A 26,630-nucleotide genomic window follows, 5' to 3' on the forward strand; every position below is an offset into this window, starting at 1 on the left:
TTCAGAAGGCGACGTTGGCCGCACCCTTGAGGCCCAGCATCCGGCGCGCCTCGTCAGGCGTGGCGACGTCGACATTCAGCGCCTCGAGCACGGTGCGGATGCGGCGCACCTGCTCGGCGCTGGAGGTGGCCAGCTGGCCCGGGCCTATCCACAGAGAGTCTTCCAGCCCCACGCGCACATGCGAGCCCATGGCCGCGCCCATGGTGGCCAGCGGCAGCTGGTTGCGCCCGGCGCCCAGGATGGACCACTGGTAGTTGCTGCCCAGCAGGCGGTCGGCCGTGCGCCGCATGTGCATCAGGTCCTCCGGGTGGCCGCCGATGCCGCCCAGGATGCCGAACACCGACTGCACGAACACGGGCCCCTGCACCAGCCCCCGGTCCACGAAATGCGCCAGGTTGTGCAGGTGGCTGATGTCGTAGCACTCGAACTCGAAGCGCGTGCCCTGGGCCTGGCCCAGCCGCAGGATGCCTTCGATATCGGCAAAGGTGTTCTTGAAGACCAGGTTGCGGCTGTTTTCCAGGTGCTCGCGCTCCCAGGCGTGCTCCAGGTCCTTGAAGCGCTCCAGCATGGGGAACAGGCCGAAGTTCATCGAGCCCATGTTCAGCGAGGCCAGCTCGGGCTGGAACTCGGTCACGGGCCGCATGCGCTCTGGCACCGTCATGTGCGGGCTGCCGCCCGTGGTGATGTTGACGATGGCATCGCTCTCGGCCCGGATCGCCTTGAGAAAGGGGCGGAACAGCTCAGGGTCCTGCGAGGGGCGCCCGTCGCGCGGATCGCGGGCATGCAGGTGCACGATGGCGGCGCCGGCCTCGGCGGCATCGATGGCGGCGCGCGCAATCTGCTCGGCCGTCACGGGCAGGTGGGGCGACATGCTGGGCGTGTGGATGGCGCCCGTGGGCGCGCAGGTGATGATGGCTTTGGTGCGGGTGGCCATGGAAGGTCCTTGAGAACGGTGAAAAAGGCGAGAGGAGTAGAGGGGGAGAGGAGGACGAGAGGGCGCTCAGCTCAGCGCCTGGGTCAGCCCATCGACGGCCAGCTCCTGGCCCGTGACATGGCCGGCCAGCGGGCTGGCGGCAAACACGGCCATGTTGGCAATGTCGCGCGCCGTGGCCATGCGGCCCAGCGCGGCCTGGTGCGTGTAGCTGCGCGTGACGTCTTCCAGCGGCAGGCCGCGCGCCTGCGCCTTGGCGGCAATCACATCGCGGATGCGCGGGCCGTCCACGGCGCCCGGCAGGATGGCGTTCACCCGGATGCCGTCGGCGCCCAGCTCCAGTGCCAGCGACTTGGTGAAGCCGATCACCGCCCACTTGGACGCCGAATAGGCCGTGCGGCCCGGCATGCCCAGGTGGCCTGCCGCCGAAGACAGGTTGACGATGGCCGCCTGCCGGCCCTCGCGTGCCGATTGCCGAAGCCGGGGCACGGCCAGCCGCGTGCACAGGAAGGCGCCGGTGATGTTCACATCCAGCGTGCGCTGCCAGTCGGCCAGCTCCAGCGTCTCCACCGCGCCCGTGGGGCCGGCCACCCCGGCGTTGTTGACGAGGATGTCCAGGCCGCCCAGCTCGTTGTCCACGGCTTTGAACAGGGCCTGCACCTGCAAGGCATCCGACACATCGGCAAGACGGCCGCTGGCGCCGGGCAGGGCGGCAGCCAGCGCATCCAGGCTGGCCTGGGCCACGTCACAGACCATGACGCGCGCGCCGGCCTCGGCAAAGGCGCGGCTGATTTCCAGGCCGATTCCGGCGGCGCCCGCCGTCACCAGGACGCGCTGGCCGGCCAGAAGATCGTTTTTCCACATGCGGGGACTCCTTGGGAACTCAAACAAAGGTGAAGGGATTCGGGTTGGGTTTGGATTTTGTATCTGTGATCACAGATCAAATATGGTGAATACCCTATGCGGCATGACAGCGGCGGCGCCGCGCTACCATCGCCGCCATGGCCATCAACGAACTAGTCACCCCACTCAAACGGCAGACCCTCAGCAGCGATGTCTATGCACAGCTCAGGGAATTGCTGATCACGGGCCAGATGATTCCGGGCGAGCAGATCTCGCTGCGCACCACGGCCAGCGCGCTGGGCGTCAGCGTCATGCCCGTGCGCGAGGCCGTGCACCGGCTGGTGGCCGAGCAGGCGCTGGAACTCACGCCCAACCGCGCGCTGCGCGTGCCCTTGATGACGGAAAGCGCCTTCCGCGAGATCACGCGCATCCGCGTCAACCTCGAAGGCCTGGCCACGGAGCAGGCGGCCCGGCAACTGCCCGCCGCCGAGCTGGAACGCATCGCCGCACTGCAGGACCGCTTTGCGGCCGAGATGGCCAGCGCCTCGCCGGACGGCGCGCGGCTCATCGCCTTCAACAAGGATTTCCACTTCGCCGTCTACAGCGCGGCCGGCATGCCCATGCTGCTGCAGATGATCGAGGCGCTGTGGCTGCGCATAGGTCCCATCCTCAACCACGACATGCGCTCGGGCTCGCGCCGCGTGAGCGAACAGGTGGCGGTCGGCCACCATGCGCGCCTGGTCGAGGCCCTGCGGCGCGGTGATGCGCCAGCCGCGAAGGAGGCGCTGCGCGGCGACATCGAAAGCGCGGCCGACTACATCGTTTCGGCGGGCGTGCTGGTGACGGCGGACAGCGGGTTGAACGGCGTGAGTGGACTGAGCGGGCCAGCCTCGCCAGGTGAAGAAGCCCGGTGAGACACAGAGGAATGAGGTAAGGAAGTAAGATTTCCGTGTTTTCTCTCATTTGCAGGAGCCGGCCATGCTTGCCAAATTGACGTCGAAGAACCAGATCACCCTGCCCAAGGCCGTGGTGTCCGAGGTGGAGGCCGCAGAGTATTTCGAGGTGGCCGTGGAAAACGGCCGCATCGTGCTCACGCCCGTGCACGTGCAGCGTGTCCAGCGCGCACAGGCCGTCCGCGACAAGCTGCAGCAGATGGGCATCACCGAAGAGGATGTGCAGGAGGCGACCTCCTGGGCGCGCAAATGATGCGTGTCGTCCTGGACACCAACGTCGTGCTCTCGGCATTGCTGTTCACGTCCGGCCGTCTTGCGTGGATACGCCGGGCCTGGCAGCACCAGCAGCTGAAGCCCCTGGTCTGCAGGGAAACGGCCAGCGAATTGCTGCGTGTGCTCGCCTACCCGAAGTTCAAGCTGTCAACGGCCGAGCAACAGGCCTTGCTGGAGGATTTCCTGCCCTGGGCCGATGTCGTCACACTGCCGCAGCCCTGGCCTGCATTGCCGCTGTGCCGGGACGACAAGGACCAGGTGTTCCTGGTGCTGGCGCATGTGGGCCGGGCCCAGGCGCTCATCACCGGCGACGGCGACCTTCTGGCGCTGCGAGACAGCTTTCCCGGCTTGATCGTGACGCCCGATGAGTGGGCAGCGCTGCACAAGCGCTGAGGGCAGGAATCCATGCACAACGCCCACGACCCCAAGGTTCTTCCCATACGCGACGGCGTCAGCCCCAGCTGCGTGGTGCTGCCCAGCCAGGGCGGCGGGTTGCTGATCGATTTTCTGGCCGAGCGCCTGCCGGCCGTGGCGCGCGAAGACTGGCTGCGGCGCCTGGCGCTGCGCGAGGTGGTGGACGAGCATGGCCGCGCCGCCGATGCAGGCACGGCCTTTGCGCCGGGCCTGCGCTACTACTACTACCGCGAGCTGCAGGCCGAGCCGCCCATTCCCTTCGAGGCCGAGGTCCTCCACCGCGACGCGCATCTGCTGGTGGCCGACAAGCCGCATTTCCTGCCCGTGGTGCCGGCCGGCAAGTACCTGCAGCAGACGCTGCTGGTGCGGCTCAAGCGCGAGTTCGACCTGCCCGAGCTGTCGCCCATCCACCGCATCGACCGCGACACGGCGGGTCTGGTGGTGTTTTCGGTGCAGCGCGCCACGCGCGGCATCTACCAGGCGTTGTTCCGCGACCGCGCCATCCACAAGGCCTACGAGGCCGTGGCCCCCTGGCGCGAGGACGTGGTTTTCCCGCGCACGCATGAAAGCCGCATGGAGGAAAGCGGGCATTTCTTCCGCATGCACGAGGTGGCCGGCGCGCCCAACACCCGCACCCACATGCAGGTGCTGGAGCAGCGCGGCCCCTGGGCGCGCTACCGGCTGGAGCCCGAAAGCGGCAAGCGCCACCAGCTGCGCGTGCACATGGCCGCCCTGGGCCTGCCGCTGTGGGGCGACGGCTTCTATCCCGAAGTGCATGACATGCCCGAGGGCGACTACTCGCGCCCGCTGCAGCTGCTGGCGCGCAGCCTGGCGTTCACCGATCCTCTGGACGGCCAGTCGCGGCGCTTTGACAGCCGCCGCCAGCTGCTGCCGCTGACCGACCTGTAGAGGCTTTTCCACTACCGGAAACCGTTGGTTTTTTGCCCATGGCCCCGCCATGGGATAGGCCGGTTGCGGACATTTAACGGACAACTTTGTCCGATAATTGTCCGCATGACTTCCAAAAGACCCAGTGCCGATATCCGCCGCGCCCAGTTGCTGGACGCGGCCGATGCCGTGTTTTCCGAGCATGGCGTGACCGCGCCGCTGGACCTGGTGGTCGAGCGCGCCGAGGTCGGCCGCGCCACGCTGTACCGGCAGTTTCCTGACCGGCGTGCGCTGATGCTGGCGCTGCTGGAGCGTTCGCTGGACAACATGCGCCTCGCGGCCGAGGCCATGGCCGAGGATGACGATGCCTTCTACAAGCTGCTGTCGCGCCTGGCCGAGCGCATTGCGGTCTCGGCCCCCATCACCGATTACTGGCGCACGGTGGAGCGCGGCGACGAGGTCATCGCCCAGGCCCGCGTTGCCATGTGGCAGATCTTTCGGCCGGCCATGGACCGGGCCGTGGCCTGTGGCCATTGCCGCCAGCCGCTGACGCAGGCCGAGCTGTCCCTGGTCTTCGGCATGCTGGGCGCCTCGCTGCGCGGCGAGACGCCGCAGCAGCGGCGCACCCTGGCGCGCAAGGCGCTGCAGATCGTCTGGCAAGGCCTGAAGGCCTGACATGGCCACCACACCCACTCCACCGGGGCCCGTGCTGCCCCCGTCGCCCCCCGTCGTCTACCTCAAGCCCCCGCCGGACTGGGAAGAGCATGAAAAGCCCAGCCTGCCGGGCTCGCCGTCCATGCCGCTGCACCAGCCGGCCGTGCGCGCCGCCTATGGCCTGATCGCCGTGCTGGTGGCGTTGACGGGCGGCCTGGGCAATGCACTGTTCACGGCCAACCTGCCCACCATCCAGGGCCAGATGGGGCTGACGTCTTCCGAGGCCGCCTGGCTGACCGGCGCCTACGTCATGCTCAACATGACGGCCAACCTGCTGGTCTACAAGTTCCGCCAGCAGTTCGGCATGCGGCTGTTCGCCGAGATCGGCCTGGGCCTGTATGCGCTGCTGACGCTGCTGCACCTGGTGCTGGGCAGCTACACCAGCCTGCTCATGCTGCGCGCGGCCAGCGGCCTGGCGGGCGCCACCTGCAGCACGCTGGGCACGCTCTACATGCTGCAGGCTGCGCCGCGCAAGCATGTGCTGAAGATGCTGGTCATCGGCGTGGGCCTGGGACAGATCGCCACGCCGCTGGCATGGATCCTGTCGCCGGGCCTGCTGTTCAACAGCGAGTGGCACAACCTCTACCTGTTCGAGGCCGGCCTGGCCCTGATCTCGTTCGCGGGCGTGGTGGTGCTCAAGCTGCCGCCGGGCGTGCACATCCGCAGCTTCGAGCGGCTGGACTTCCTGACCTTCTTCCTCATGGTGCCCGGCGTGGGCCTGCTGATCGCCGTGCTGGTGCAGGGCTACAACCACTGGTGGCTGGACACGCCCTGGCTGGCCTGGATGCTGATCGGCTCCATCGTCCTGCTGAGCGTGGCGCTGTACATCGAGCATCACCGCCGCAACCCCATGCTGCAGACGCGCTGGTTCGTGCTGGCGCCCACGGTGCGCTTCGTGATCGGTGCGTTGCTGCTGCGCTTTCTGACCACCGAGCAGACCTATGGCGTGATCGGCATGCAGCGAATGCTGGGCATGACGGTGGACCAGATGCAGCCGCTGTTCATCGTCATCCTGCTGGGCACCATCGCGGGCATTGCCGTGTCGGCGCTGACCTTCGGGCTGGAGAACATGGGCAAGCAGATCGTGGGCTCCATCGTGCTGTTCGCGCTGGCGGCCTGGCTGGACCACAGCCGCACCAGCCTGGCCCGGCCCGAGGACTTCTTCGGCAGCCAGTTCCTCATGGCCGTGGGCGCGGGCCTGTTCATGGGGCCGCTGATGCTGATCGGCGTGGTGCAGGGCCTGAAGTTCGGCGCGCACTACATGCTGACGGCCATCGTCACCATCTCCATGACGCAGGCCATGGGCGCGCTCATGGGCTCGGCCCTGCTGAGCACCTACCAGATGCACCGCGAGCAGGTGTATTCGGCCGCCATCGTGGCCGATGTCGATCCCACCGACCCCATCGTGGCCGACCGCCTGCGCCTGCAGCAGCAAAGCCTGGCCCGCGTCATTGCCGACCCGGCCCTGCGTGCGGCCCAGGGCACGGCCCAGCTGGCGCAGGCCGCACGCCGCGAGGCCAATGTGCGCGCCTACAACGACGTGTTCGCGCTCACGGCCGGCGTGGCCGTGCTCTACCTGCTGTGGATGCTGGCCCTGGCCGGCCGCGCACGCCAGCGCGCCTTCGTGGAGCGCATGCGCGCCGCCGCTGCCGATGCCTCGGCCATGCGCGGCACCGATGCCGCCGCGCCGCAGGACGCGCCGGGCCAGCCGCCCACCCAACCCGTCGCCCGCGCCTGAAACCGTTCGCCCAGAGAAAAGACAACAACATGAGTGACTCCGAAAATACCAATGGCGGCACGGCCGCCTCTGCCTCGCCTGCGCCGGCTCCCGCTGCGGCGCCTTCACCTTCGCCATCGCCCAAGCTCATCAAGCCCTCGCTGCGCAGCGTGCTGGTGATGCTGGTGGTCGCACTGGCCGGCGTGCTGCTGGTGCTGCGTGCCTGGAACCTGTTCCCCTTCGCGGGCACCGTGGTCAGCACCGACAACGCCTATGTGCGCGGCGCCGTCACCGTGCTTGCGCCCCAGGTCAGCGGCTATGTGACCGAGGTGCTGGTGCAGGACTACGAGAACGTCAAGGCCGGCCAGCCCCTGGTGCGCATCGACGCCCGCACCTACGAAGCCGCCCAGGCCCAGGCGCAGGCCCAGCTGGCCAATGCCCGCGCACAGCTGGCCAATGCCGACCAGACCCAGGCCCAGAACCGCGCCACGCTGGGCGCCAGCCGCGCCGGCCTGGCGGCGGCGCAGGCCGAATCCGACCGCGCCGCAGCCGAGCTGCAGCGCGTGCAGGCGCTGTCCGAGCGCGGCTCCGTCTCGCTCAACGAGCGTGACAAGGTGCGTGCCACCGCGCGCCTGGCGGCCACCAACGTGGCCAAGGCCCAGGCCGACATCGAGATCAACGCCCAGAAGATCAAGGCCACGACGGTGAACCGCGCCTCGCTCGAAGCCCAGGTCCAGATGGCCGAGGCTCAGCTGCGCCAGGCCCAGATCAACCTGGACAACACCGTGGTGCACGCGCCCGGCGATGGCCAGGTCAGCGAGGTGGGTGTGCGCCGGGGCCAGTACGTCACGGCCGGCTCCCAGCTCATGTACGTGGTGCCGCACACGCTGTGGGTGGTGGCCAACTTCAAGGAGACCCAGACCGCCCAGGTGCGCATAGGCCAGGCAGTGCGCTTCAGCGTCGATGCGCTGGGCGGCGCCCACCTCACGGGCCGCGTGCTGGAGATCGCGCCGGCCACGGGCTCGGAATTCAGCGTGCTCAAGGCCGACAACGCCACGGGCAACTTCACCAAGGTGGTGCAGCGCCTGCCGGTCAAGATTGCAATCGATCCCGACCAGGAGCTGGCCGCGCGGCTGCGCGCGGGCATGTCGGTGGTGGTGCGGCTGGATACGGCGCAGCCTGAGCCCCAACCCGCACAGCAACCCGTACCCCAACCGGAGGCCCGCCCATGACCGCCCGCGCACTGGCCATGGCCATCGCCTGCGCCACCGCGCTGGCCGGCTGCAGCGTGCCGCCGCTGAACACCGCGCCCGAAGCGGCCCGGCCCGCCATGCCCGCCCAGTGGAGCGGGGCAGGGCAGGAGCCGGCCGCCGCCGTCCAGGCATCGTGGTGGCAGGCCTTTGGCGATCCGCTGCTCACGCGCTGGGTGGAACTGGCCCAGTCCCGCAACAACGATGTGCTGCTGGCCCTGTCGCGCGTGGATGAGGCGCGGGCCAACCTGGATGTGGCAGGCGCTGCGGGCCTGCCACAGCTCTCGGCCACGGCCGGCGCCTCCACGGGCCGCAGCCTGGGCGCGCGGGGCCTGGCGCACACGCGCTCGGTTCAGCCCGGCCTGCAGGCCAGCTGGGAGCCTGATCTGTGGGGCCGCATCGCCCACCTGGAAAAGGCCGCCGCCCTGCGCCTGCAGGCCAGCGAGGCCGACCGCGACGCCGTGGCCCTGGCCGTGGCCGCCACCACGGCCCAGGCCTATGTGGGCCTGCGCTCGCTGCAATCGCAGCTGCAAGTGGCCCAGGCCACGGCCCGCTCGCGCGAACAGGCCCTGCGCCTGGCTGACGATCAGGCGCGCGTCGGCTACACCTCGCAGCTGCAGCTCACCCAGGCGCAGGCCGAGCTGCAATCCGTGCAGCAGGCCGTGGAGCAGCTGGAGCTGTCGCTGGCGCGCCAGCGCACGGCGCTCCTGCTGCTGGCCGGCGGCGAGGGTGACGAGCAGGCAGCCGCGCTCATGGCAACAACCGACGGCCAGTCCGCTGCGCTGGGCGCACCGCCGCCCGCGCCGGCCGCCGGCCTGCCTTCTGCCTTGCTGCAGCGCCGCCCCGACATTGCACGGGCGCAGCTGCAGTTGGCGGCCGCCGACGAAAGCCTGGCCGTGCAGCGCACCGCCTTCCTGCCCCAGGTCTCGCTGACGGCCAGCGCCGGCAGCCTGCTGGTCAACGCCCTGCAATACCACCCGGCCACGGTCTGGGCCCTGGGCGGCAGCGTGCTCGCGCCGCTGTTCACGGGCGGCCGGCTGCAAGGGCAGTTCGACGCCGTGACCGCCCAGCGCGACCAGGCCGCCTATGCCTACCGTGGCGTGGTGATCAAGGCCCTGGCCGATGTGGAAAACGCCCTGGTCGGCACCCGGCGCCTGCAGTCGCAGTGGCAGCACGCCAGCGAGCGCGAGGCGGTGCTGCAGCGCTCCCTGGGCTTTGCCAAGGACCGCTACGAGGCCGGCTACGCCAGCTACCTGGAAGAGCTGGACGCACAGCGCAATCTCTACCAGGCCCAGCAGGAAGTCATACGCCTGCGCCAGAGCCAGCTGGAAAACGCCATTGCGCTGTACCAGGCGCTGGGCGGCGGCTGGCAGGCCGCCACCACACCAGGCGCTACACCCGTCACTTCACCCGTCGCCAGCCCCGCCCGCTGATCAGACCTTCTCGATGCGCGCAGGCAGGCCCTGGCGCACCGTGGCGCCGGACACCCAGTCCACCCACACGTTTTTGCAGCCGGGCCGCGTGGGATCGGCAAAGCCCAGGTCATTGAGGTTCACGCCATTGGCATGCTCGGCGTTCACCGGCATGGGCTTGCCGTCGATGCTGTGGCGGCCCGCGCCCAGTTCGCGGTGGCCGTAGCCGTGCTCGATGGCCACGGTGCCCGGCATCACGCCGTCGCGCACCATGGCCACGGCCGTCACCGCGCCGCCCGGCGTGCGGATGCGCACCGTGTCGCCGTTGGCGATGCCCAGCCGCTCGGCGTCATCGCGGTGCAGGGACACCGGGTTGTGCGGATGCACCTGGCGCAGCCGCGAGACGGCAATCGACATGGAACTCATCAGGTTGGACTTGTAGGAGGTCAGCAGCAGCGGCCATTGCTGCTCGCCGAAATGCGTGCGCATGGCGCTGCCGTCGGCCAGCCGTGCCGGATACCAGGTGGGGCAGCCGCTGTAGCGCTCGCCCGTCATGGCGTGGCGCATGCGGGCCAGCTCCTCGCTCCAGACTTGCAGGGCAGGCGCGTGGGCCTTGCGGGTGTGGCCGTCCTTCCAGGCGTCCTCGATGCGGTCGAAGCGCCCGCCGCGCGTCAGCAGCATGGCCACCTGACGCCATTCATCGTCCTTCAGGCGCTGGCGCAGCGCGGGCACCAGCCTGTCCACGCCGGTGATGGCGATGTCGTCATCGCTGGCCGCCGGCACGGGCTTGCCGCCTGCCCAGGCCACGTTGGCCAGGGCATGGATGAAGAAGTCCTCGGCCGAGCGCAGCGCATGGGGCTGGCCCTGGGCGTCCTTGATGGCGGCCTCGCCAAAGCCGGGCAGGCCCAGCCGTTCTGCCACGGCGAAGAGAAAGCTCTCCACATTCACGGGCTGGCCGCCGGCCGTGCGCGCCACGGCGGGCTGCACCACGGGCCAGCGCACGGTGGAGCTTTTGGCCACCACGTCGGCCCAGGGCGCCGAGATGCCCCAGCTCTCGTAGGTCACGGTATCGGGCACGATGAAATCGGCCAGCGCGCTGGTCTCGTTGATGAAGGGGTCGATGGAGACGATCAGCGGCAGCTTCTTCGGGTCCTTGAGATCGTCCACCAGCGCATTGCGAAAGCCCGCAATGCCGTAGACGGGGTTGCTCATGTGGTTGATCCAGGCCTTGGCGCGATAGGGGTAGCCGGCCAGCGCGCTGGCCAGCATCTCGCTGGACAGGCCGCCCACGGCCGGGTACCACGGGGCCTGGGCGGCGGGGTAGTCCTTCGCGCCCTCGGGCTGGCCCTCGCGCTTGCGCTGGAATTCCGCGCTTTTCTCGTAGGGCTGGCGGTGGCGTGACAGCGCCAGGCCGCGCGGCTTGACCTTGCCGTCGAAGTTGGCGAAGTCGTAGCGCGGGCCCGGGCCGAAGGGGCCGAACGGGCCGGCATCCAGCACCAGGCCGCCTTGCACGTTGAGGTTGCCCACCAGGGTGTTGAGCATGCTGATGGCGTAGGCGGTGTAGAAACCCGCGCCGCTCATGGTGCCGCCGTGCGCATCGGCCACGGCGCGCTTGCCATGGCTGGTGAACTCGCGCGCCAGCGCCTCGATCTCGCCGCGCGCCACGCCGCACAGCGCCGCGTACTCGTCCAGTGTCTTGAGGCTGGCCTGCTCATGCAGCTTGGCCAGCGAGGAGCAGACCGACAGCTCGGGGGCCTGGTCCGCGCCTTCGGCCTTCAGGCCGGGCACGGCCACGCGGGTGCGCACCATCAGCTGTGCAGGCTCGGCCTGGGTGTGCGGCGCCAGGCTGCCATCGGAACGCTGCACCACGAACACATCCTGGGCCGGCTTGCCGTCTTCGGCTGGCGCGGGCAGGGCCCAGCCCAGGTCGGCGCCGCGCAGAAAGCTGCCGTGGCGCGGGTGGCCGGGCTCGTTGACCAGCAGGTGCGTGGCATTGCTCCAGGACGCCTCGCCCGCCGCCTGCATGGCGGCCGGGCCGGGTTGGGCGAGAAAGCCCGTGTCATGGCGCGCCTCGTCCAGGATGACGCGGATCAGCGCCATGGCCAGGGCCAGGTCGCTGGCCGGCTTGACGGCCAGCCAGCGGTTGCCGCTGCCCGCAGCCAGGCTGGACGAGGTCGGCAGCACGGGCGAGACCACCACGTAGCGGAAACGGTTGTCCTCGCGCGAGCGGGCCTCGGCCAGTTCGCGGCCCTGGCGCTGGAAGGGGTTGCCGGACTGCGCGGGCGCCGCGCCGATGAACAGCCCGAAGCTGGCATGGCTCCAGTCCGGCTTGCCGTGCGGCATGCCGGGCAGGTCGCCCAGGGCCGCTGCCGCGCCCACGCGAAAACTCTGGCCGCAGTAGGCGCCGTGGTTGCTGACGTTCACGGTGCCGAAGGACGGCCCTGCAAAGCGGCGCAGCAGCTGGGCGCGGCCTTCGTTGGAGGCGTCGGTCACCAGCAACTGGTTGGAGCGCGGGCCGAACTCGGGGTTGTCGGCGTCCAGCGGCGTCTTGGTGTCCCAGATGGCGCGCAGGCCCTCGACCTGGCCTTCGCCGAACAGATCGCCGCCCTCGCAGACTTCCTGCACCAGCTGCTCGAAGGAAATGCTCTGCCAGCGACCGCTGCCGCGCGGGCCCACGCGCTTGAGCGGGGTGAGCACGCGGTGCGGCGCACTCTGGTGCTCCAGCATGGACGAGCCGCGCGCGCAGGACGTGGCCCGGCCCTCCAGGCCCAGCTCCTTGCCCAGTTTGGCGTAGACCTCGCGCACGGGTTCTTCCATGGCGGCTGGCCGCGTGGTGGCCAGCGGGTGGTAGGGGTTGCCTGCCACGCGCAGGATGCGGTTGCTGGCGGTATCGACACGCACGCGCACGCCGCACTGCGTCCAGCAGCCCAGGCAGCTGGAGGGGCTGACCACCTGGCCGGGCTGGGTGGTGAGCGCGCCCGTGGCCGGGTCGATGCGGAACTCCGGCGTCAGCGAATTGCCGCGCGTGGCGCTGGCCGTGGGCGTGCCCGAGCTGCCTGTCACCAGGCCTTTGGCGCCACGTGCCAGCGTCTCGCCGTAGCCGGCCGCAAAGGCGGCCAGCCCACCGGCGGTGAGTCCGCCGCGCAGCAGCAGGCGGCGGCGTGTGGCCTCGGCATCCAGGGAATCTTGGGGAGCTTGGGGGAGTTTCTTCTTGTCGGTCATGAAAGGCTTTCTGTGGCGCGGCCGGCCGGTGGCGGGCCGCGCTCCGTGAATGGGTGAGGGGTCGTCAGGGCGGCGGTGTCAGACGGCGCGGGCCGCGGCCGAACGCGCGGGAAACAGCTCCAGCGCCCAGGTGGCCAGCGTCACCAGCGCGATACACAGGCCGGCCACGCCCAGCATGCCCAGCAGGCCGTCGCCGCCCAGCGGCATGTGGTAGATGTACAGGCCCGCGCCGTACTTGGGCACGCCTTGCACGCCCATGAACAGCGCCCAGCGGAAGGCCCAGGCCGCGGCGGCCAGGCCCAGCCCCAGGGCCAGCGTGTAGCGCGGGCAGGCCATGCGATGCCCACCCCGCACCAGGGCCCACAGCAGGGCGGCACCGGCCCCGGCCGAGCCCAGCATGCTCAGGCGCCAGACCGGAAACTGCTGCCACAGCTGCAGCGCCGCCTGGAAGGAGCGGCCCTGGCCCAGCCAGCCGGCAACGGCCCAGACCGCCACCATGGCCAGCAGGCACAGCGCCAGCGCCAGGCCCAGCACGCGCAAGGCCTGCAGGGCGCCGGCATCGGGGCGGTGGCGGGCGGGCAGAAAGCGCGCCGTCACCAGCATGCAGCCCACCGTGGCCAGCCAGCCCGTGAGCGCCAGGTTCAGCGGCACCCACAGCGTGTTCCACAGCGGGCGCGAGCGCACGGCCATCAGCTCGGCGCCGGTATAGGCGGTGATGGTCAGCGCCGACACGGCCAGCAGCGGCGCCAGCCAGCGCAGCCACTGCGGCCGGCCCAGCCACCAGGCCAGCACGAAGGCCAGCGCCAGCCCCACGAAGACCGGCAGCAGCAGGGCGCCCACCGACATCCACGACCACGGCGTGAAGTGCGCATAGAAATGCCAGAAGCGCGCAGGCTGGTGCAGGTCGGCCAGCAGCGACACGGGCGCCGCGATGGCGCTCACGGCCAGCACCAGCACGGCGGCCGGCAGCAGGCGCGCCATGGCGCTGCCGCGAGGCGCCCAGGCGCAGGCGGCGGCCAGCAGGGCGGCGCCCGTGGCAATGCCGGCCAGGAAGAAGTACTGCACGGCCCAGGGCAGCCAGGCCGATTCGTAGGCGGGGGTCAGGAGTTCGACGATGTGCATGGGGTGCTCCTTGCGTTCAGTGGGAAGTGACCAGCCGCACGCTGGCCTGCCCGTCCACGCCGTCGACGAAGGCGTCGGGCAATCCCAGGTAGTACACATGCGGGTCCGTGCCCATGGCGGGCTTGAGCACCTTGAGGTCCTTGGCGTGCTCGCGCATGCGCTGGCGGATCTCGCTGCCCTCGTCGTTGAGGTCGCCGATCACGCGGGCGCCGCCCACGCAGCTTTCCACGCAGGCCGGCAGCAGGCCGGCTTCCAGGCGGTGCTCGCAGAAGGTGCACTTGTCGGCGGTCTGCGTCTCGTGGTTGATGAAGCGCGCGTCATAGGGGCAGGCCTGCACGCAGTAGCCGCAGCCCACGCAGCGCTCGTTGTCCACCAGCACGATGCCGTCGCTGCGCTGGAAGGTGGCCTGCACCGGGCAGACCGGCACGCAGGGCGGGTTGTCGCAGTGGTTGCACAGGCGCGGCAGGTTGAGCATGGCCGGCGGCAGGTCCTCGTTGCCCGCATGCTGCACCTCGTACTGCAGCACCGTGGTGCGGAACTGGCCCAGCGGCGGCAGGTTCTCCATGGAGCAGCTCACGGTGCAGGCCTGGCAGCCTATGCAGCGGCGCAGGTCCACCAGCATGCCGTAGCGCCTGCCGGCCTCGCCGGGGCGGCGCGGCGGTTGAAAACCGGGGGTGCCGGGCGCGGCCGCCGCCACGGGCAGGGCCACGGCCGCCATGGCGGCGGCCAGCAGATCCTGCAGGAAGCCGCGCTTGCCTGCGGCGGGCTGTGCATGGGCGGCGGTGCGGGCGGGGATGTCCTGGGAGGAGGGCTTGCAGCTGCAGTCGTTGCAGCCGCTGCCGGCGCGGGATGTTTTTGGCATGGCCTGTCTTTCATCGTCCTGCGGCCACGGATCGTGGTCGCTCAAACTCAATAAAGCATTAAAAATATGCTTTTTATATTGAATTTAATATATGAAATTCAGGGCCTTGGTGGCTTGATGTGAGTCAAGCAATGGGCTTGCAAAGTGCCACCGACTGCCTGCCATGGACAGGCGCCCAAGGCAGTCCATAGCGTGTGGCGCGGGGATTAAGACGGGGTTAACAGGGTGACTGCATTCCTCGGGAATGCGGGGCGCGTATCGGAAATCACCCTCTTGTTTCCGTGCGCGGCCCCGGTCTACGCTGCTTGTGTCGCCACTGCCAAGGAGTTCTCCATGAACCATGCCCTGAACAGCCTTGCTTCGGAACTGGACCTTGCCGCCGAAGCCGGCGAGCACCTGAGGCTGCAATTCACACAGGCCTGCGTGGACCGCATCGCGCACCTGCTGGAAGACCCGGACGTCATCCGCTGCGCACAAGGCCTTCGCCGCTACCTGGACGGCCAGATCGACAGGCAGGAGCTGGACCGCCTGGCCCGCGAGGCCGCCAGCCTGGCCAACCACCACCAGGGATCACGCTCCCTCGACGGCTGCGGCCATGCCGCCGTGTCCGCCACCTATGCCACGGCCCATGGGCTGGCGGGCCGGGCGCTGCAGGCGGCCGACTATGCGGCCTACGCCATGGTCTATGGCGAGGGCGGCCACGGCGCCGTCACGGACCGCGAGTCCTTCGAGCCTGAATACCAATGGCAGGCCCGCTGCCTTGCCTCGCTGGCGCAGGCCGCTCAGCAGCGCACGTAGCACCAGGCCGACTGCTGCAGCAGGGCCAGTGACTCGATGCCGCCCTGCGGCAGCACGCGCATGCCGGCAGGCGCCTCGCGGCCCAGCTTCCTGAGCGTGTTCGGGCAGACCAGCGCATGGGCCAGGGCCTCTGCATCCAGATGCTGCGGCGTGCCCGGCGCGGCGTCCAGCAGTGCCTCGACGGCCGGGCCGTTGATGACGATGCGGACCTCGGCACCGGGCCGGTCCTGGCGCAGGTTGGCCAGATTGCTGCGTGCACGGGCCAGGGCGCCCGGTGTGGGCGCATGCAGCACGATGCGCAGCGGCGGCGTATCCGGCCGGGCGGGGAACAGGTCGCTCCAGTCGCTGGAGGCGGTGGAAGCGGCGGGAGAACGGCTTGTGCTCATGGTCGTCCTCGTCATTTCCTGCCACGCGGCCCCATGACCTCTTCCAGCAGGCCCGGCGGCAGGCCGGTGCGTACCTGCACCACTCCCTTGTCATCCTTCCAGACCAGGGCCGGCGTGGCACGCAGGCCCCAGGTGGACATCAGCGAGGCATGGTTGGCCAGCACCTGCCGCGTGGCCTGCGGCACCGGGGCCAGCGGCGTGGCGCCCGCGCCCTCTGCGCTGGCGCGGCCGGCCTTGGCATAGGCGCGTGCGTGCTCGGCCAGAGCCTGCTCGGGCTGGCGCGCGGTCAGCAAGGCGGCGGCCTTGCCCTCGCTGCTGGGCTTGAGGATGCCGACCAGAATGTGGCGCAACTGCACTTGGCCGCTCTCCACCCAGGGCCGGGCATCGTTCCACAGCTGGTTGCAATAGGGACAGTTGGGGTCGGTGAACACATAGACCGTGCGCGGCGCGTCGGCGCGGCCATCCGGTATGGACTGGGCGCGCTGCACATCGCTCCACAGTTGCTCGCCCATGGGCTTTTGCACGGCGGCCTGCAGGGCCTGGGCGTTCACGTCGCGGCCCTGGGCGTCGATCACCGTGCCCAGCACCCAGTGCTTGCCGTCAGGCATGCGGTAGATGGGCACGGGCTGGCGGTCGCGGTAGGCGGCCCAGGCCTTGAGTCCGCCCACGGCCGGCAGCGGGCCCACCAGGGTCAGTCCCTGCTGGGCCAGAAACTCCTCCGATGGCAGCTCGGACGCCGCAGCCGGCAGGGCCAAGGCTGCCGACAGGGCCAGGGCTCCTGCCAGTGCAGGCAGGGAAAACAGGGGGGAAGCGCTCATGAACATTCCTTCAGATGCTGGGCCAGGCTGGCGCGCGACAGCTCGCCCATGCGCATGCCGCACAGCCTGCCGTCGGCGCCATAGAAATAGGTGGAAGGCAGGCCCCGCTGGCGCCAGTGCCCGCCGGCCTGCTGCTGCGGGTCGAACAGCACCTGGGCCAGCGGCAGCGGGGCTGCTGCCTGCTCGCGCCGCAGGTAGCCCATCACGGCCTCGGCTGACTCGCCCTGGTTGATCCAGATGAAGCGCACATCGGGCCGCTGCTGCTGGGCCTGGGCCAGCACCGGCATCTCGCGCCGGCAGGGCGGGCACCAGGTGGCCCAGAGGTTGATGACCATGGGCTTGCCATCGGCCTGCTGCAACTGCTGCAGCGAGACCGGCTGCGCCTGCCCGTTGACCAGGGTGAAGGCCGGCAGGGCCGGTGCATCTGCGGACGGCAGCGCCTGCAGCAAGCTGCCCAGCACCAGCAGGGCCGCCCCCGCGCCCAGCGCCAGCCCTGTGGCGCGGCGCAGCACCGGGGAGCGGCGGCTGCGCCACAGCATGTACAGCAGCGCGGCCAGCAGGCCGGCCCACAGGTTCCATCCCCCGTCGCGGATATCGATGATGCGGCCTGCGAAGGCCGGCATCCCGCTCCAATCCCAGGGGGCCGGCGCGACCTCGGTCCACCACTGCGCGACATAGGCCAGGCGCGCCACCAGCAGGCCGGCCAGGGTGCTTTGCCACAGCAGCGCATCCACGGCCTGGCCCGTGCGCCTTTCGTTCCTGCGCGCCAGCCACTGCGCCAGCAGCCAGGCCAGCATGGCCACCACCACGCCCGTCGGCAGGGCCAGCGGCCCCAGCGCCAGGCTGGCAGGCAGGTGCAGCCAGGCGCCCAGCGCCGATAGCGCTGACGGCCCGCCAGGCTCTGCCGCTCCGGCAAGAACAGGCGAAGGCGCCAGCAGCAGACCAGCAAGCAAGGGCAGGAAGGACGAAAGAAGAGGGGATGACCGGAGGTGCATGGAAGGGAGTTTCAGCCATGCAGGCTGACAGGTCGTGGATGCTGGCAGCGGGGAATTAACGGGGGGTTAACGGGTGGGTAACGGGTGGGCAACGGCCCTTGCGCCATCAGACCCGGCACAGTGCGGGCTGCCACGATGGCGCCTGCCCGGAGGTTGCCGGCAAGGCTGCAATCATCGGGCCGCATTCTTGTACGCGTGCCTGCGAGATTCGGCATGCTGGCGCACACCTCGCTACAAATCTGCGATGCTCAGTCGCTTTTCGTTCCCGACTTGGATACAGATGGCGGGGCCTGGCGCCAGGCCCTGCGGACAACAACATGCATGTTCTCTTGGTGGAAGACAACGCGCTGGTGGCCAGCGGCGTGCGAGCCGGCCTGCAGCTGCAGGGCTTCGGCGTGGATACCGTGGCCTCGGCCGGGCAGGCGGATGCGGCCATCCGTTCCTCGCATTTCGATGCCTGCGTGCTGGACCTGGGCCTGCCTGACGAGGATGGCCTTTCGCTGCTGGCGCGCTGGCGCGGCCAGGGCCTGCAGGTGCCCGTGCTGGTGTTGACGGCGCGCGATGCCGTGTCACAGCGCATCGAGGGCCTGCAGACCGGCGCCGACGATTACCTGGTCAAGCCCTTTGACCTGCACGAACTGGCGGCGCGCCTGCATGCGCTGCTGCGCCGCGCGGCCGGCCGCAGCGTGGACTGGATCGAGCTGGGCGAGGTGCGCATCAACCCCGCTGCCGGCCATATCCAGCGCCAGGGCCGCACGGTGGAGCTGTCGCGCCGCGAGTGGTCGCTGCTGCGCGCGCTGCTGCAGTCGCCGGGCCGCATCCTGAGCACCGAGCAACTGCGCGACAGCCTCTACGGCTACAGCCAGGATGTGGAGAGCAATGCCGTCAACGTGCATGTGCACCACCTGCGCCGCAAGCTGGGCCATGAACTGGTGGAGACGGTGCGCGGCGAGGGTTATCGCCTGGGCTTGCACCCATGATGCGCAGCCTGCGCGTGCGCCTGCTGGCATGTCTGTGCCTGGCGCTGTGCACGCTGTGGGGCGGGGTGGCGGCCTGGATGTTCTCGGACATGCGCAACGAATTGCGCACCGTGCTCGATGACCGGCTGATCGCCTCGGCGCGCATGGTGGCAGGCATCGTCCACCAGTTCCGGCCTGCCCGGGAGCTGCCGCAGGACTGGAGCCCCATGCTCAACGTGATCGCGCGCGACGGCGTGGCCTGCGAGGTCAGCCTGGTGCGCGGCGAGGTCCAGCCCGTGCGGCCCGAATCGGCCCTGCCGCAGGTGCTGGCCAAGACCGAGGGCAGTCCCGTGTTTCCGCAGAGCATGCCGCTGGGCTTCTCGACCATCATCAAGGGCGGCAAGCCCTGGCGCACCTATGTGCTGGAGGACCACGGCGTGCGCATCGCCACGGCCGACCGCATCGATGTGCGCGAGGGCCTGATCCACGGCTTTGCCTACACCATCGTCCTGCCCTTCGTGCTGGCGCTGCTGGCCAGCATGGGGCTGATGTGGTGGGCCGTGACCCAGGGCCTCAGGCCGCTGGAGGCCCTGCGGCGCGAACTGGCACGCCGCCCGCCCGGCGACGACTCGCCCGTGGCCCAGGGCCTGCAGACGCGCGAGCTGGCGCCGCTGGTGGGCACGCTCAACCAGCTGCTGCACCGCGTGCGCGCCGCCATCGACCGCGAGCGCCGCTGGAGCGACGACGCCGCCCATGAGCTGCGCACGCCGCTCACCGCCATCAAGACCCATGTGCAGGTGGCGCAGATGGCGCTGGCGGCGCCCGGCATGCCTGCCGGCCTTCTGGCGGCGCCGCCCGGCTCCATGGCCCGCGATTCGCTGGCCCAGGCGGGCGAGGGCGTGGAGCACCTGCAGCACACGCTGGAGCAATTGCTGCTGCTGGCGCGGCTGGAGCAGCATGAACCTGGCGCTGCCTCCGTGCTGGCCTGCGGCGATGCGCCTGCCGATGCGCTGCAGGCGCTGGACAAGGCCTGGCAACTGGCTGTGAATGCCGTGAGCGCCCAGGCCCCAGCGCCCGCGCTGCGCACATGGCTGGACAACGGCCAGCCCGTGCAGGACTGGCCGCTGGCCATCTCCGAGCCCTTGCTGGTCTCGGCCCTGCGCAATCTGCTGGAAAACGCCCTGCGCCATGCGCCGCAGCATCCCGTGGAGCTGGCCGTGCGCCCCATTGGCGCCATGCCGGGCAAGACGCAGCAGCCGGGCACAGGCTATGTGGAGTTCACCGTGGCCGACCACGGCCCGGGGCTCAGCGCCGAGGAATGCGAAGAGGCCACGCGGCGCTTTTGGCGCAAGCGTCCCCAGGAGCATGGCAGCGGCCTGGGACTGCCCATCGTGCAGCGCATCGCCGAATGCGCAGGCGGCTGCCTGCTGCTGCAGCCGCGCAGCCTGTGGCGGCCCGAGGAAGGCCAGGCCAGCGGCTTGGTCGCGCGCCTGTACCTGCCGCTGGCGGGCGGTCCGGGCCCGCAGGCCCCTGCCGCCGGCCCATTAGCGCTGGCCCATTAACGCCGGCTTAATCTCGGTTCCGTATCGTGCGGGCCTGGCTGGCCAGCCCTGCGGGCATTGCGCCTTGCGGGGCGGCGGCCGGTATCCCTATTCGATCCTGTCCGCCGCAGCCGTGCGCTCCTGGGTGCGTGGCGCGGACGCATGGCAGGGCAAATGCCTCTTCCCACGATGATCCGCATGAACAAACAGACCCTGTCCCGGTCGTGCATCGCCATCGGCATCTGCATGCTGATGGGCAGCGCCTGGGCGCAAGACGCCGCGCCCAAGGCACCAGCGCCCGCAGCAGCGCCCACAGCTGCGGTGCAAGGCAGTGCAGCAGCCGGCCAGAAAATCGCCCAGTCGGGCACGCCCCAGGGTGCGGCGGCATGCGCCACCTGCCACGGCGCCAAGGGCGAGGGCATGGCGGGCTTTCCGGCCCTGGCCGGCCAGCACGCCGGCTATCTGGCGCGCCAGCTCCAGCACCTGGCCGACGGCAGCCGCCAGGCCCCCGTGATGGCGCCCATGGCCAAGGCCCTGTCGGCCCAGGACCGCGCCGACGTCTCGGCCTATTACGCCAGCCTGCCGCTGCCCATCCAGCCCGTGCGCGGCCCCCTGCCCAAGGGCAAGGACGATGACGGCGCCTGGCTGGTCGAGCGTGGCCGCTGGGCGGACGGCATTCCCGCCTGTGCCCAATGCCACGGCCCGGGCGGCGTGGGCGTGGGCGCCGATTTCCCGGCCATCGGCCACCTGACGGCCGACTACATGCAAAGCCAGGTCGCCGCCTGGAACAAGGGCCAGCGCGAGGCCGGCCCGCTGGGCCTCATGGGCAAGGTCGCGCAAAAGCTCTCGCCCGCGGACATCCAGGCCGTGGCGGCCTACTACGCCCGCCTGCATGGCACCAGCACCAGCTCCAGCACCAGCACCGCAGCCACGGCCTCCGCGCCAGCCAAACCCTGATGGACCGGGAGCCGAACATGTCCGACACACAACCCACCCGCGCCTCTCAAAACTCCAATACCGCCGAGTACGTCGTCGTCGCCTGCCTGTTCGCCGGCCTGGCGGGCGCGCTCGCCTATGGCATGTACATCAGCCAGCCAGACATGCCACCTGCGCCGGCCCGCGCGGGCGCGGTCCCCGCTGCGGCTGCCACCGCTGCCAGGGCCGATGCAAATGCGAATGCCCAGGTCACTTCCCAGGCCGTGAAAGTGGCTGCCGACGGCGGCGCCTTCACACCCCCCGGTGCCCGCGACATTCCCGACACGCCCATGGGCGAGTGGATTCGCCGTGGCGAGGCCATCTTCCTGCGCACGCCGGCCAACGCCGTGGGCTTTTCGGGCAACACCCTCAACTGCGTGAACTGCCATCTGGACGCAGGCCGGCTCAAGGGCGCCGCACCCATGTGGGGTGCCTACCCGCTGTACCCGGCCTACCGCAAAAAGACCAACCACGTGGACACCTTTGCCGAGCGCGTGCGCGGCTGCTTCATGTACAGCATGAACGGCAAGGCCCCCGACGACGGCCACGACATCCTCGTGGCGCTGGAGGCCTACGCCTACTGGATGGCCCAGAAGGCGCCCACGGGCGAGAAGCTGCCGGGCGCGGGCTTCACCAAGGTGGGCAAGGCCGCGCAGGAGCCCAGCTTCGAGCGCGGCGCCAAGGTCTACGAGGCCAAGTGCGCGCTGTGTCACGGCGCGCAGGGCCAGGGCCAGGAAGCGGGCGGCGTGACCGTGTTCCCGCCGCTGTGGGGCAAGCAGTCCTACAACTGGGGCGCGGGCACGCACGAGGTGGACAAGGCCGCCAGCTTCATCAAGGGCAACATGCCCTACGGCAATCCCACGCTGGACGACCAGGAAGCCTGGGACGTGGCCACCTACATCAACAGCATGGAGCGCCCCCAGGACCCGCGCTTCACCGGCAACGTGGCCGACACGCGCAAGCAGTTCCACGACACTCCGTTCTCGCTGTACGGCACCGAGGTCAACGGCCGGCTGCTCAAGGGTCTTTGAGCAGGTCGGACAGGCAACGGCGGGCCGGGCGCAGGCCTGCGTTGCCGTACATGGCAGGGCGCTGACGGCCACCCTGCAAGCGCATCTGCGCCGGTGCGGCCTTTGCACCAGACGGCGTACGGTCATCGGTTTGACGGCCGGCATTTCATGATTTAATAAGAATCATTCTCACTGATTTGCCAGCGCATCCGGCTTGCACCGCAGCACACCGCCTTGCCGGCAAGCCAGGCCCGTGCCGCACAGGGCCATGCGCAAAGGCCTTCGCGCGACCACCGCGCAATGCTCAGGTTTGCCGAGGAAACCATGACCCAGACCTTGGACGACATTCAGCAACTGGCGCATGAGCACCAGGTGCTGCTGCGTGGCTACGGCCACGCCCAGTTGCGCAGCAGCGAGCTGCTGTGCCTTCAAGCCCAGGAAATAGAGAGGCTGCAAAGGCTGGTGATCCGCCAGCGCGCGGCCTTGATGGCCAAGGAAACCCAGCTGCTGTGGGCGCGCGAGGAGCGCGAGGCGCTGGAAAAGGCCATTCCCGGCCTCTCGCGCCGCGTCACGCTGGCACGGCGCGTGGAGTCGCTGCTGGTGCGCGTGCAGGACCTGTTGCGCGAGCGCGCACGCTGGCAGCGCCAGACGGCCGCGCCCGTGGCCCAGCCCGCCATGCCTGCGCGGGAGCCCGAGCAGGACGCCGAAGCCTTCGAGGCCAGCCTGCGCGAGGCCGATCTGGTGATCTGCCAGACCGGCTGCCTGAGCCACGGCGAGTACTGGCGCGTACAGGACCATTGCCAGCGCACGGGCAAGACCTGCGTGTTGGTCGAGCAGCCCGATGCGCTGCGCATCGTCCGCATACACCGGGGTGCCGAAGGCGGCGACAACCCCGCCATGACACTGACACACGGAGACACCACCGCATGACACGCAGCAAGATGCCCCTGAGCCCGGGCGGCGAACCCGAACTGCGCAGCGTCGGCCTGAAGGCCACGCTGCCGCGCATGCAGGTGCTGGAAATCTTCAGGCAGAGCGCATCGCGCCACCTGCATGCCGAGGACGTGTTCCGCCTGCTGGCCGAGCGGCGTGCCGAAGTGGGCCTGGCCACCGTCTACCGCGTGCTGTCGCAGCTGGAGGCCGCAGGCCTGCTGCTGCGCCAGACCTTTGAAAGCGGCAAGGCGGTGTTCGAGCTCAATGAGGGGCCGCACCATGACCACCTGATCTGCCTGCAGTGCGGGCGCGTGGATGAATTCAGCAACGACCACATCGAGGCGCTGCAGCACCAGGTGGCCCAGGCCCACGGCTACCGCCTGGCCGACCACCGCCTGGCCCTGTACGGCCATTGCGGCGCGTGCTCGCAGCTGCCACCCGAATCACCGGCACAGCCCGTGCAGGCAAGACAGCCTGCGCTGCAGGACAACGAATGAGCACCAACGACAGATCCCTGACCCCCGAGCAGCGCGCCGCGCTGGACCTGCTGATGTCGCGCCAGTCACGCTGGCCGCTGCAGGAGCCGGCGCCCGGCCCCGGCGTGATCGACACCGTCATCGACGCGGCCTTGCGCGCCCCCGACCACGGCCAGCTGCGCCCCTGGCGCTTCGTGCTGGTGCAGGGCGATGCGCGCCATGCGCTGGGCGAGGTGTTCGTGCAGGCAGCCAAGGCGCGCGACCCGCAGGCCGACGCCGAGCGATTCCGCGCCAAGGCCCTGTCGGCCCCGCTGATCATCGCGCTGGGCGTGCACCTGCAGCCCGAGCACAAGGTGCCTGAAAGCGAGCAGCTGCTGGCCGGAGGCGCTGCCGCCATGAACATGCTCAACGCCCTGCACATCCTGGGCTTTGGCGGCTTCTGGGCCAGCGGCGCCAACAGCCACGATGCCCGTGTGCGCGAGGCCCTGGGATTCGAGCCCCATGACCGGCTCGTCGGCCTGCTGTATGTGGGCACGCCCGTCTCGGCCGGCCGCGAAGCCCTGCGGCCGCCGCGCAACCGCTTTGTGCGCGAATGGCAGCCCGGGCAAGACCTGGTGCAAGGCCTGGCCCTGGCCCTGTCCTCCAGCGCGGCCGACGAAGGCTGATCCTGGTTCCCAGAAACAAGGATGCCCGGCTTGACCGGGCATCTTTCGTTGCGGCTGCGCAATCGGCCTAAGCCGCCGTCTCGACCGACTTCAACTGGTAGATGGCATAGAAGTGCACGCCAAAGGTCCAGCGGAATGCCGGCCCCACCAGCGAGTAGGGCGGGCCGTAGCCTTCCATCACCTGGTGCGCGGCCACCAGCTGCAGGCGCGGATGGGCTTGCGCCAGATCGGCCTCGCGGCGCAGGCCCCAATGGAACTGGGCCTGGGTGAGCCGGACCGAGGGGTGCTGGCTTGCGCGCCCGGCGGCCAGCCAGCACATGGCGTCGAACACCAGTTCCGAACCCGGCGGGCTGCATTGCGCAAACGTGGTCCACAGCGCCTGTATCTGCTCTTTTTGCAGGTACATGGAAACGCCTTCGGCCATCATGAAGACGGCAGGCCCTGACCTGTCGGCCGGCAGTCCCAGCCGCTGCCACCAGTCGGCGTCGACCAGGTCGAATTCGCGGATCTCCTGGCGCTCCGATTGCCAGGGCAGCAACTGCCTGCGCAGTGCGACCACCGGCCCCAGGTCCGCATCCGTCATGTGCATCTGCCCGTTGTCCAGCCATTGGAAATAGTCGCTGAGGCCGCAGCCCAGGTTCACCACATGGCCCTGCGGCTGGCGCCGGAGAAAGTCCTGCGCCAGCGCGCGAAAGCAGTGCGTGCGCGCCAGCACGCCGTAGATGCTCTGCCTGTCCTGCAGCCAGCGGCTGCCGTCGTCGCCCAGCTGGGTCAGGGTGTCCAAGGCATGGGCATCGCTGACGGCCATGCCCGGAAACAGCCGGTCGCCCAGGGCGCGGGCGGTCAGCGGAATGCGCAGCGTCTCGCTGACGTCGGACAGTTTTTCCTGCCGGGGCGTGGAGGGCGGCGCATCGGTGAAAGCCGGGCCGGCCGACGGTGCAAGACGTTCGGGCATTGCTCGCTCCTGTGGTGCGCTGCAGGCCAGCATGCCAGGCCTGCGCACGTCATGAACCAGTTAACGGAAATCATTCATATTGGCTTGATGCAAGGCTGCCACGGCACGACACGTGACGCTGCCATGGCCATCATGCGCGAAGTCCGTTCAGAACCGGCAGTCCGCAGTCTGCACCAGTTGCGCAAAGGCGCCGCCCAGCGTGCGGTTGTGGTGGCCGATGATGAGCCCGGCCTGCAGCAGCGGCGAATCGGTGGTGGTATGGGCATCCGCCACCAGCACCGGGCGAAAGCCCAGGCCGGCTGCGGCACGGCAGGTGGTGTCCACGCAGAACTCGGTCTTCATGCCGGCGATGACCAGTTCGGCAATCCCGGCTTCGGCAAGCCAGGTGGCCAGGCCGGTGCCCTCGAAGCAGCTGGGCCGTGTCTTGTCGAAGACGCGGTCCCGCTGCGCATCGATGCCCAGCTGCGGCAGCAGTTGCGTGAGCGGGCTGCCCGGGGCGATCGGCGAGCCTGCAGGGCCGGTGTGGCGCGCAGCGAAGATGGGCGCGCCGGCTTCACGGGCGCGGGCGATCAGTTGTCGGGTGTTCGCCAGCACGCGGTCCTTGTCGAACGGCGCATCGCTGCCGTTGAAAAGGCCTTGCTGCATGTCGATGACGAGCAGGGCACGCCGTGGGGCGTCCGGTGCGGCCGTCGAGGATGGGGAGGAAGCGGCGGAAGGGGCGGAAGGGGCGGATGGGGCGGAAGCGGTGGAAGGGGGAATCTGCATGAAGTCTCTCCGGTGATGCCCTGGATGCACGGAGAAACGCAAAGGCCCCGTCCATCGTGGGCGGGGCCTTGGGGGATGGTGGCTGCCTTGCGGCGCTCAGGTATCCGTCCACGGTCCGCCGTTGGCGGTCGTGGTGGTGGTGGTGAGGCGGTGCGTGGCAAAAACCATCCGCGCATCCTGAGGCCGGCGATGCGGCCTGTCAACCCTTGCGTGCGCGGGCCTGGCCCTCACGACTTGTTGACCTTGTGGTCCTCGCCCTTGGCTTCTTCCATGGCCTCGGGCTCCAGCTCCTCGGCGGAGCGATTGAGGTGGATGAAGGCGCCCCAGCCCAGCAGCAGGACACCCACGGCGCTGACCAGGGCGGCGGGGTAGAGCAGGTGGGCGGGTTCTTCCTGCGTCTTGAAGGCAGCGACCAGGGCCTCCACAGCCAGCGCGACGACCAGCACCACCAGAAAGCGCGAGAGAAAGCGGCGCACGCGCGTGGGGCCGCTGATGTGGGCCTCGCGTATGACTTCCTCTTCGGTGATGGTCTGGGCGATCTGCAGTGCAACCACGCCGGAGGCCAGGATGCCCAGCGCCTCGACGATGCGCAGGCCCGATTCGCCATCCACGCCATGCGCCATGGCGTTCCAGCCCTTCAGGCCCGCGATCCAGAGCAGGGCCACGGCGGCCAGCGAAAACAGCAGCGCGATGAGGGCGTGCAACACGGTGAAAAGGGTATGGATGGCTTTCATGGCAGAGGGCGGAGAGTGG

At 69.8% G+C, this 26,630-nt stretch carries 27 protein-coding genes; 16 read left to right on the forward strand and 11 right to left on the reverse strand.

The genetic code is table 11. The features are described from left to right. Position 1: 1 nt before the first annotated feature. Both IB269_RS06450 and IB269_RS06455 read right to left on the reverse strand, forming a co-directional pair. Entirely contained in the window at positions 2–934 is a 933-nt protein-coding gene (locus IB269_RS06450) for a 3-keto-5-aminohexanoate cleavage protein (RefSeq protein ID WP_096916568.1), read from the reverse strand. Positions 935–1,000: 66 nt separating this feature from the next. Further along, positions 1,001–1,795 (reverse strand): SDR family oxidoreductase, encoded by a 795-nt coding sequence (locus IB269_RS06455; protein WP_071956140.1) that lies wholly within the window; start codon positions 1,793–1,795, stop codon positions 1,001–1,003. A gap of 137 nt (positions 1,796–1,932) precedes the next feature. On the opposite strand from IB269_RS06455, the gene IB269_RS06460 reads away from it, so the two are divergent. The 8 genes from IB269_RS06460 to IB269_RS06495 all read left to right on the forward strand — a co-directional run bounded on the left by IB269_RS06460 (position 1,933) and on the right by IB269_RS06495 (position 9,416). After that, a complete protein-coding gene (locus tag IB269_RS06460) occupies positions 1,933–2,688 on the forward strand; it encodes a GntR family transcriptional regulator (protein ID WP_192366692.1) in 756 nt (251 codons plus the stop codon). Between the two features lie 64 nt (positions 2,689–2,752). Continuing rightward, entirely contained in the window at positions 2,753–2,980 is a 228-nt protein-coding gene (locus IB269_RS06465) for an AbrB/MazE/SpoVT family DNA-binding domain-containing protein (RefSeq protein WP_012206056.1), read from the forward strand. After that, a complete protein-coding gene (locus IB269_RS06470; protein ID WP_012206055.1) occupies positions 2,977–3,393 on the forward strand; it encodes a putative toxin-antitoxin system toxin component, PIN family in 417 nt (138 codons plus the stop codon). The genes IB269_RS06465 and IB269_RS06470 overlap by 4 nt, the downstream gene beginning before the upstream one ends. Positions 3,394–3,405: 12 nt before the next feature. Next, positions 3,406–4,323 (forward strand): pseudouridine synthase, encoded by a 918-nt coding sequence (locus IB269_RS06475; RefSeq protein ID WP_192366693.1) that lies wholly within the window; start codon positions 3,406–3,408, stop codon positions 4,321–4,323. Positions 4,324–4,428: 105 nt separating this feature from the next. Then, positions 4,429–4,977 (forward strand): TetR/AcrR family transcriptional regulator, encoded by a 549-nt coding sequence (locus IB269_RS06480; RefSeq protein WP_013802028.1) that lies wholly within the window; start codon positions 4,429–4,431, stop codon positions 4,975–4,977. 1 nt (position 4,978) lies between these two features. Then, complete coding sequence (locus tag IB269_RS06485; RefSeq protein ID WP_012206052.1) at positions 4,979–6,754, forward strand: MFS transporter; 1,776 nt, start codon at positions 4,979–4,981, stop codon at positions 6,752–6,754. Between the two features lie 29 nt (positions 6,755–6,783). After that, positions 6,784–7,965, forward strand: coding sequence for an HlyD family secretion protein (locus IB269_RS06490; RefSeq protein WP_192366694.1), 1,182 nt, complete (start codon positions 6,784–6,786; stop codon positions 7,963–7,965). Then, complete coding sequence (locus tag IB269_RS06495) at positions 7,962–9,416, forward strand: efflux transporter outer membrane subunit (protein WP_192366695.1); 1,455 nt, start codon at positions 7,962–7,964, stop codon at positions 9,414–9,416. Before IB269_RS06490 ends, IB269_RS06495 begins: the two co-directional genes overlap by 4 nt. On the opposite strand, the gene IB269_RS06500 is transcribed toward IB269_RS06495, so the two are convergent. From IB269_RS06500 to dsrO, 3 genes are all read right to left on the reverse strand, one after another. Continuing rightward, entirely contained in the window at positions 9,417–12,617 is a 3,201-nt protein-coding gene (locus IB269_RS06500) for a tetrathionate reductase subunit A (protein ID WP_192366696.1), read from the reverse strand. It abuts the gene before it with no gap. 78 nt (positions 12,618–12,695) lie between these two features. Then, entirely contained in the window at positions 12,696–13,739 is a 1,044-nt protein-coding gene (gene nrfD, locus IB269_RS06505; RefSeq protein WP_192366697.1) for an NrfD/PsrC family molybdoenzyme membrane anchor subunit, read from the reverse strand. Positions 13,740–13,755: 16 nt separating this feature from the next. After that, complete coding sequence (dsrO, locus tag IB269_RS06510) at positions 13,756–14,601, reverse strand: sulfate reduction electron transfer complex DsrMKJOP subunit DsrO (protein WP_012206047.1); 846 nt, start codon at positions 14,599–14,601, stop codon at positions 13,756–13,758. Between the two features lie 333 nt (positions 14,602–14,934). Here dsrO and IB269_RS06515 point away from each other — a divergent pair, with 333 nt between their 5' ends. Further along, on the forward strand, positions 14,935–15,399 hold the full coding sequence (locus IB269_RS06515) for a hypothetical protein (protein WP_012206046.1): 465 nt from the start codon (positions 14,935–14,937) through the stop codon (positions 15,397–15,399). Here IB269_RS06515 and IB269_RS06520 read toward each other — a convergent pair. The 3 genes from IB269_RS06520 to IB269_RS06530 are packed head-to-tail and all read right to left on the reverse strand — an operon-like array spanning position 15,384 to position 17,598. After that, a complete protein-coding gene (locus tag IB269_RS06520) occupies positions 15,384–15,785 on the reverse strand; it encodes a hypothetical protein (protein WP_192366698.1) in 402 nt (133 codons plus the stop codon). The two genes, IB269_RS06515 and IB269_RS06520, sit on opposite strands and share 16 nt — an antisense overlap. A gap of 11 nt (positions 15,786–15,796) precedes the next feature. After that, positions 15,797–16,603 (reverse strand): thiol:disulfide interchange protein DsbG, encoded by an 807-nt coding sequence (gene dsbG / locus IB269_RS06525; protein ID WP_192366699.1) that lies wholly within the window; start codon positions 16,601–16,603, stop codon positions 15,797–15,799. Continuing rightward, positions 16,600–17,598 carry a TlpA disulfide reductase family protein gene (locus IB269_RS06530; RefSeq protein WP_192366700.1) on the reverse strand — a complete coding sequence of 333 codons (999 nt, stop codon included), beginning with the start codon at positions 17,596–17,598 and terminating at the stop codon, positions 16,600–16,602. The genes dsbG and IB269_RS06530 overlap by 4 nt, the downstream gene beginning before the upstream one ends. 317 nt (positions 17,599–17,915) lie before the next feature. Here IB269_RS06530 and IB269_RS06535 point away from each other — a divergent pair, with 317 nt between their 5' ends. From IB269_RS06535 to IB269_RS06565, 7 genes are all read left to right on the forward strand, one after another. Beyond that, positions 17,916–18,578 carry a response regulator transcription factor gene (locus IB269_RS06535; RefSeq protein WP_012206042.1) on the forward strand — a complete coding sequence of 221 codons (663 nt, stop codon included), beginning with the start codon at positions 17,916–17,918 and terminating at the stop codon, positions 18,576–18,578. Beyond that, the gene (locus IB269_RS06540; RefSeq protein ID WP_192366701.1) at positions 18,575–20,119 is read left to right on the forward strand and encodes an ATP-binding protein; all 1,545 of its coding nucleotides are present in this window, start codon (positions 18,575–18,577) and stop codon (positions 20,117–20,119) included. Before IB269_RS06535 ends, IB269_RS06540 begins: the two co-directional genes overlap by 4 nt. Positions 20,120–20,287: 168 nt before the next feature. After that, complete coding sequence (locus IB269_RS06545) at positions 20,288–21,055, forward strand: c-type cytochrome (RefSeq protein WP_192366921.1); 768 nt, start codon at positions 20,288–20,290, stop codon at positions 21,053–21,055. A 17-nt stretch (positions 21,056–21,072) separates the two neighbouring features. Beyond that, on the forward strand, positions 21,073–22,104 hold the full coding sequence (locus IB269_RS06550) for a c-type cytochrome (protein ID WP_192366702.1): 1,032 nt from the start codon (positions 21,073–21,075) through the stop codon (positions 22,102–22,104). A gap of 303 nt (positions 22,105–22,407) precedes the next feature. Continuing rightward, positions 22,408–23,013, forward strand: coding sequence for a DUF2325 domain-containing protein (locus IB269_RS06555; RefSeq protein ID WP_063325936.1), 606 nt, complete (start codon positions 22,408–22,410; stop codon positions 23,011–23,013). Then, the gene (gene fur / locus IB269_RS06560) at positions 23,010–23,513 is read left to right on the forward strand and encodes a ferric iron uptake transcriptional regulator (protein ID WP_012206037.1); all 504 of its coding nucleotides are present in this window, start codon (positions 23,010–23,012) and stop codon (positions 23,511–23,513) included. The genes IB269_RS06555 and fur overlap by 4 nt, the downstream gene beginning before the upstream one ends. Then, positions 23,510–24,157, forward strand: coding sequence for a nitroreductase (locus tag IB269_RS06565; protein ID WP_065347680.1), 648 nt, complete (start codon positions 23,510–23,512; stop codon positions 24,155–24,157). The genes fur and IB269_RS06565 overlap by 4 nt, the downstream gene beginning before the upstream one ends. Before the next feature lie 67 nt (positions 24,158–24,224). Here IB269_RS06565 and IB269_RS06570 read toward each other — a convergent pair whose 3' ends face one another. The 3 genes from IB269_RS06570 to IB269_RS06580 all read right to left on the reverse strand — a co-directional run bounded on the left by IB269_RS06570 (position 24,225) and on the right by IB269_RS06580 (position 26,611). Next, a complete protein-coding gene (locus tag IB269_RS06570) occupies positions 24,225–25,112 on the reverse strand; it encodes a class I SAM-dependent methyltransferase (RefSeq protein ID WP_192366703.1) in 888 nt (295 codons plus the stop codon). 147 nt (positions 25,113–25,259) lie between these two features. Beyond that, positions 25,260–25,877, reverse strand: coding sequence for a cysteine hydrolase family protein (locus IB269_RS06575; protein ID WP_192366704.1), 618 nt, complete (start codon positions 25,875–25,877; stop codon positions 25,260–25,262). 227 nt (positions 25,878–26,104) lie between these two features. Further along, positions 26,105–26,611 carry a hypothetical protein gene (locus tag IB269_RS06580; RefSeq protein WP_012206033.1) on the reverse strand — a complete coding sequence of 169 codons (507 nt, stop codon included), beginning with the start codon at positions 26,609–26,611 and terminating at the stop codon, positions 26,105–26,107. Positions 26,612–26,630 lie beyond the last annotated feature (19 nt).

The organism is Delftia sp. DLF01 (assembly GCF_014852125.1).
GTDB classification, from domain to species: Bacteria; Pseudomonadota; Gammaproteobacteria; order Burkholderiales; family Burkholderiaceae_C; genus Comamonas; species Comamonas acidovorans.

Coding starts and splice junctions, on each gene's coding strand:
- IB269_RS06545 (WP_192366921.1), top strand. CDS start 20,288: ATGATCCGCATGAACAAACAGACCCTGTCCCGGTCGTGCATCGCCATC.
- IB269_RS06490 (WP_192366694.1), top strand. CDS start 6,784: ATGAGTGACTCCGAAAATACCAATGGCGGCACGGCCGCCTCTGCCTCG.
- fur (WP_012206037.1), top strand. CDS start 23,010: ATGACACGCAGCAAGATGCCCCTGAGCCCGGGCGGCGAACCCGAACTG.
- IB269_RS06495 (WP_192366695.1), top strand. CDS start 7,962: ATGACCGCCCGCGCACTGGCCATGGCCATCGCCTGCGCCACCGCGCTG.
- IB269_RS06455 (WP_071956140.1), bottom strand. CDS start 1,795: ATGTGGAAAAACGATCTTCTGGCCGGCCAGCGCGTCCTGGTGACGGCG.
- IB269_RS06530 (WP_192366700.1), bottom strand. CDS start 17,598: ATGCACCTCCGGTCATCCCCTCTTCTTTCGTCCTTCCTGCCCTTGCTT.
- nrfD (WP_192366697.1), bottom strand. CDS start 13,739: ATGCACATCGTCGAACTCCTGACCCCCGCCTACGAATCGGCCTGGCTG.
- IB269_RS06535 (WP_012206042.1), top strand. CDS start 17,916: ATGCATGTTCTCTTGGTGGAAGACAACGCGCTGGTGGCCAGCGGCGTG.
- IB269_RS06565 (WP_065347680.1), top strand. CDS start 23,510: ATGAGCACCAACGACAGATCCCTGACCCCCGAGCAGCGCGCCGCGCTG.
- IB269_RS06550 (WP_192366702.1), top strand. CDS start 21,073: ATGTCCGACACACAACCCACCCGCGCCTCTCAAAACTCCAATACCGCC.
- IB269_RS06580 (WP_012206033.1), bottom strand. CDS start 26,611: ATGAAAGCCATCCATACCCTTTTCACCGTGTTGCACGCCCTCATCGCG.
- IB269_RS06475 (WP_192366693.1), top strand. CDS start 3,406: ATGCACAACGCCCACGACCCCAAGGTTCTTCCCATACGCGACGGCGTC.
- IB269_RS06540 (WP_192366701.1), top strand. CDS start 18,575: ATGATGCGCAGCCTGCGCGTGCGCCTGCTGGCATGTCTGTGCCTGGCG.
- IB269_RS06480 (WP_013802028.1), top strand. CDS start 4,429: ATGACTTCCAAAAGACCCAGTGCCGATATCCGCCGCGCCCAGTTGCTG.
- IB269_RS06450 (WP_096916568.1), bottom strand. CDS start 934: ATGGCCACCCGCACCAAAGCCATCATCACCTGCGCGCCCACGGGCGCC.
- IB269_RS06575 (WP_192366704.1), bottom strand. CDS start 25,877: ATGCAGATTCCCCCTTCCACCGCTTCCGCCCCATCCGCCCCTTCCGCC.
- IB269_RS06485 (WP_012206052.1), top strand. CDS start 4,979: ATGGCCACCACACCCACTCCACCGGGGCCCGTGCTGCCCCCGTCGCCC.
- IB269_RS06500 (WP_192366696.1), bottom strand. CDS start 12,617: ATGACCGACAAGAAGAAACTCCCCCAAGCTCCCCAAGATTCCCTGGAT.
- IB269_RS06520 (WP_192366698.1), bottom strand. CDS start 15,785: ATGAGCACAAGCCGTTCTCCCGCCGCTTCCACCGCCTCCAGCGACTGG.
- IB269_RS06465 (WP_012206056.1), top strand. CDS start 2,753: ATGCTTGCCAAATTGACGTCGAAGAACCAGATCACCCTGCCCAAGGCC.
- IB269_RS06570 (WP_192366703.1), bottom strand. CDS start 25,112: ATGCCCGAACGTCTTGCACCGTCGGCCGGCCCGGCTTTCACCGATGCG.
- IB269_RS06460 (WP_192366692.1), top strand. CDS start 1,933: ATGGCCATCAACGAACTAGTCACCCCACTCAAACGGCAGACCCTCAGC.
- IB269_RS06515 (WP_012206046.1), top strand. CDS start 14,935: ATGAACCATGCCCTGAACAGCCTTGCTTCGGAACTGGACCTTGCCGCC.
- IB269_RS06470 (WP_012206055.1), top strand. CDS start 2,977: ATGATGCGTGTCGTCCTGGACACCAACGTCGTGCTCTCGGCATTGCTG.
- dsbG (WP_192366699.1), bottom strand. CDS start 16,603: ATGAGCGCTTCCCCCCTGTTTTCCCTGCCTGCACTGGCAGGAGCCCTG.
- dsrO (WP_012206047.1), bottom strand. CDS start 14,601: ATGCCAAAAACATCCCGCGCCGGCAGCGGCTGCAACGACTGCAGCTGC.
- IB269_RS06555 (WP_063325936.1), top strand. CDS start 22,408: ATGACCCAGACCTTGGACGACATTCAGCAACTGGCGCATGAGCACCAG.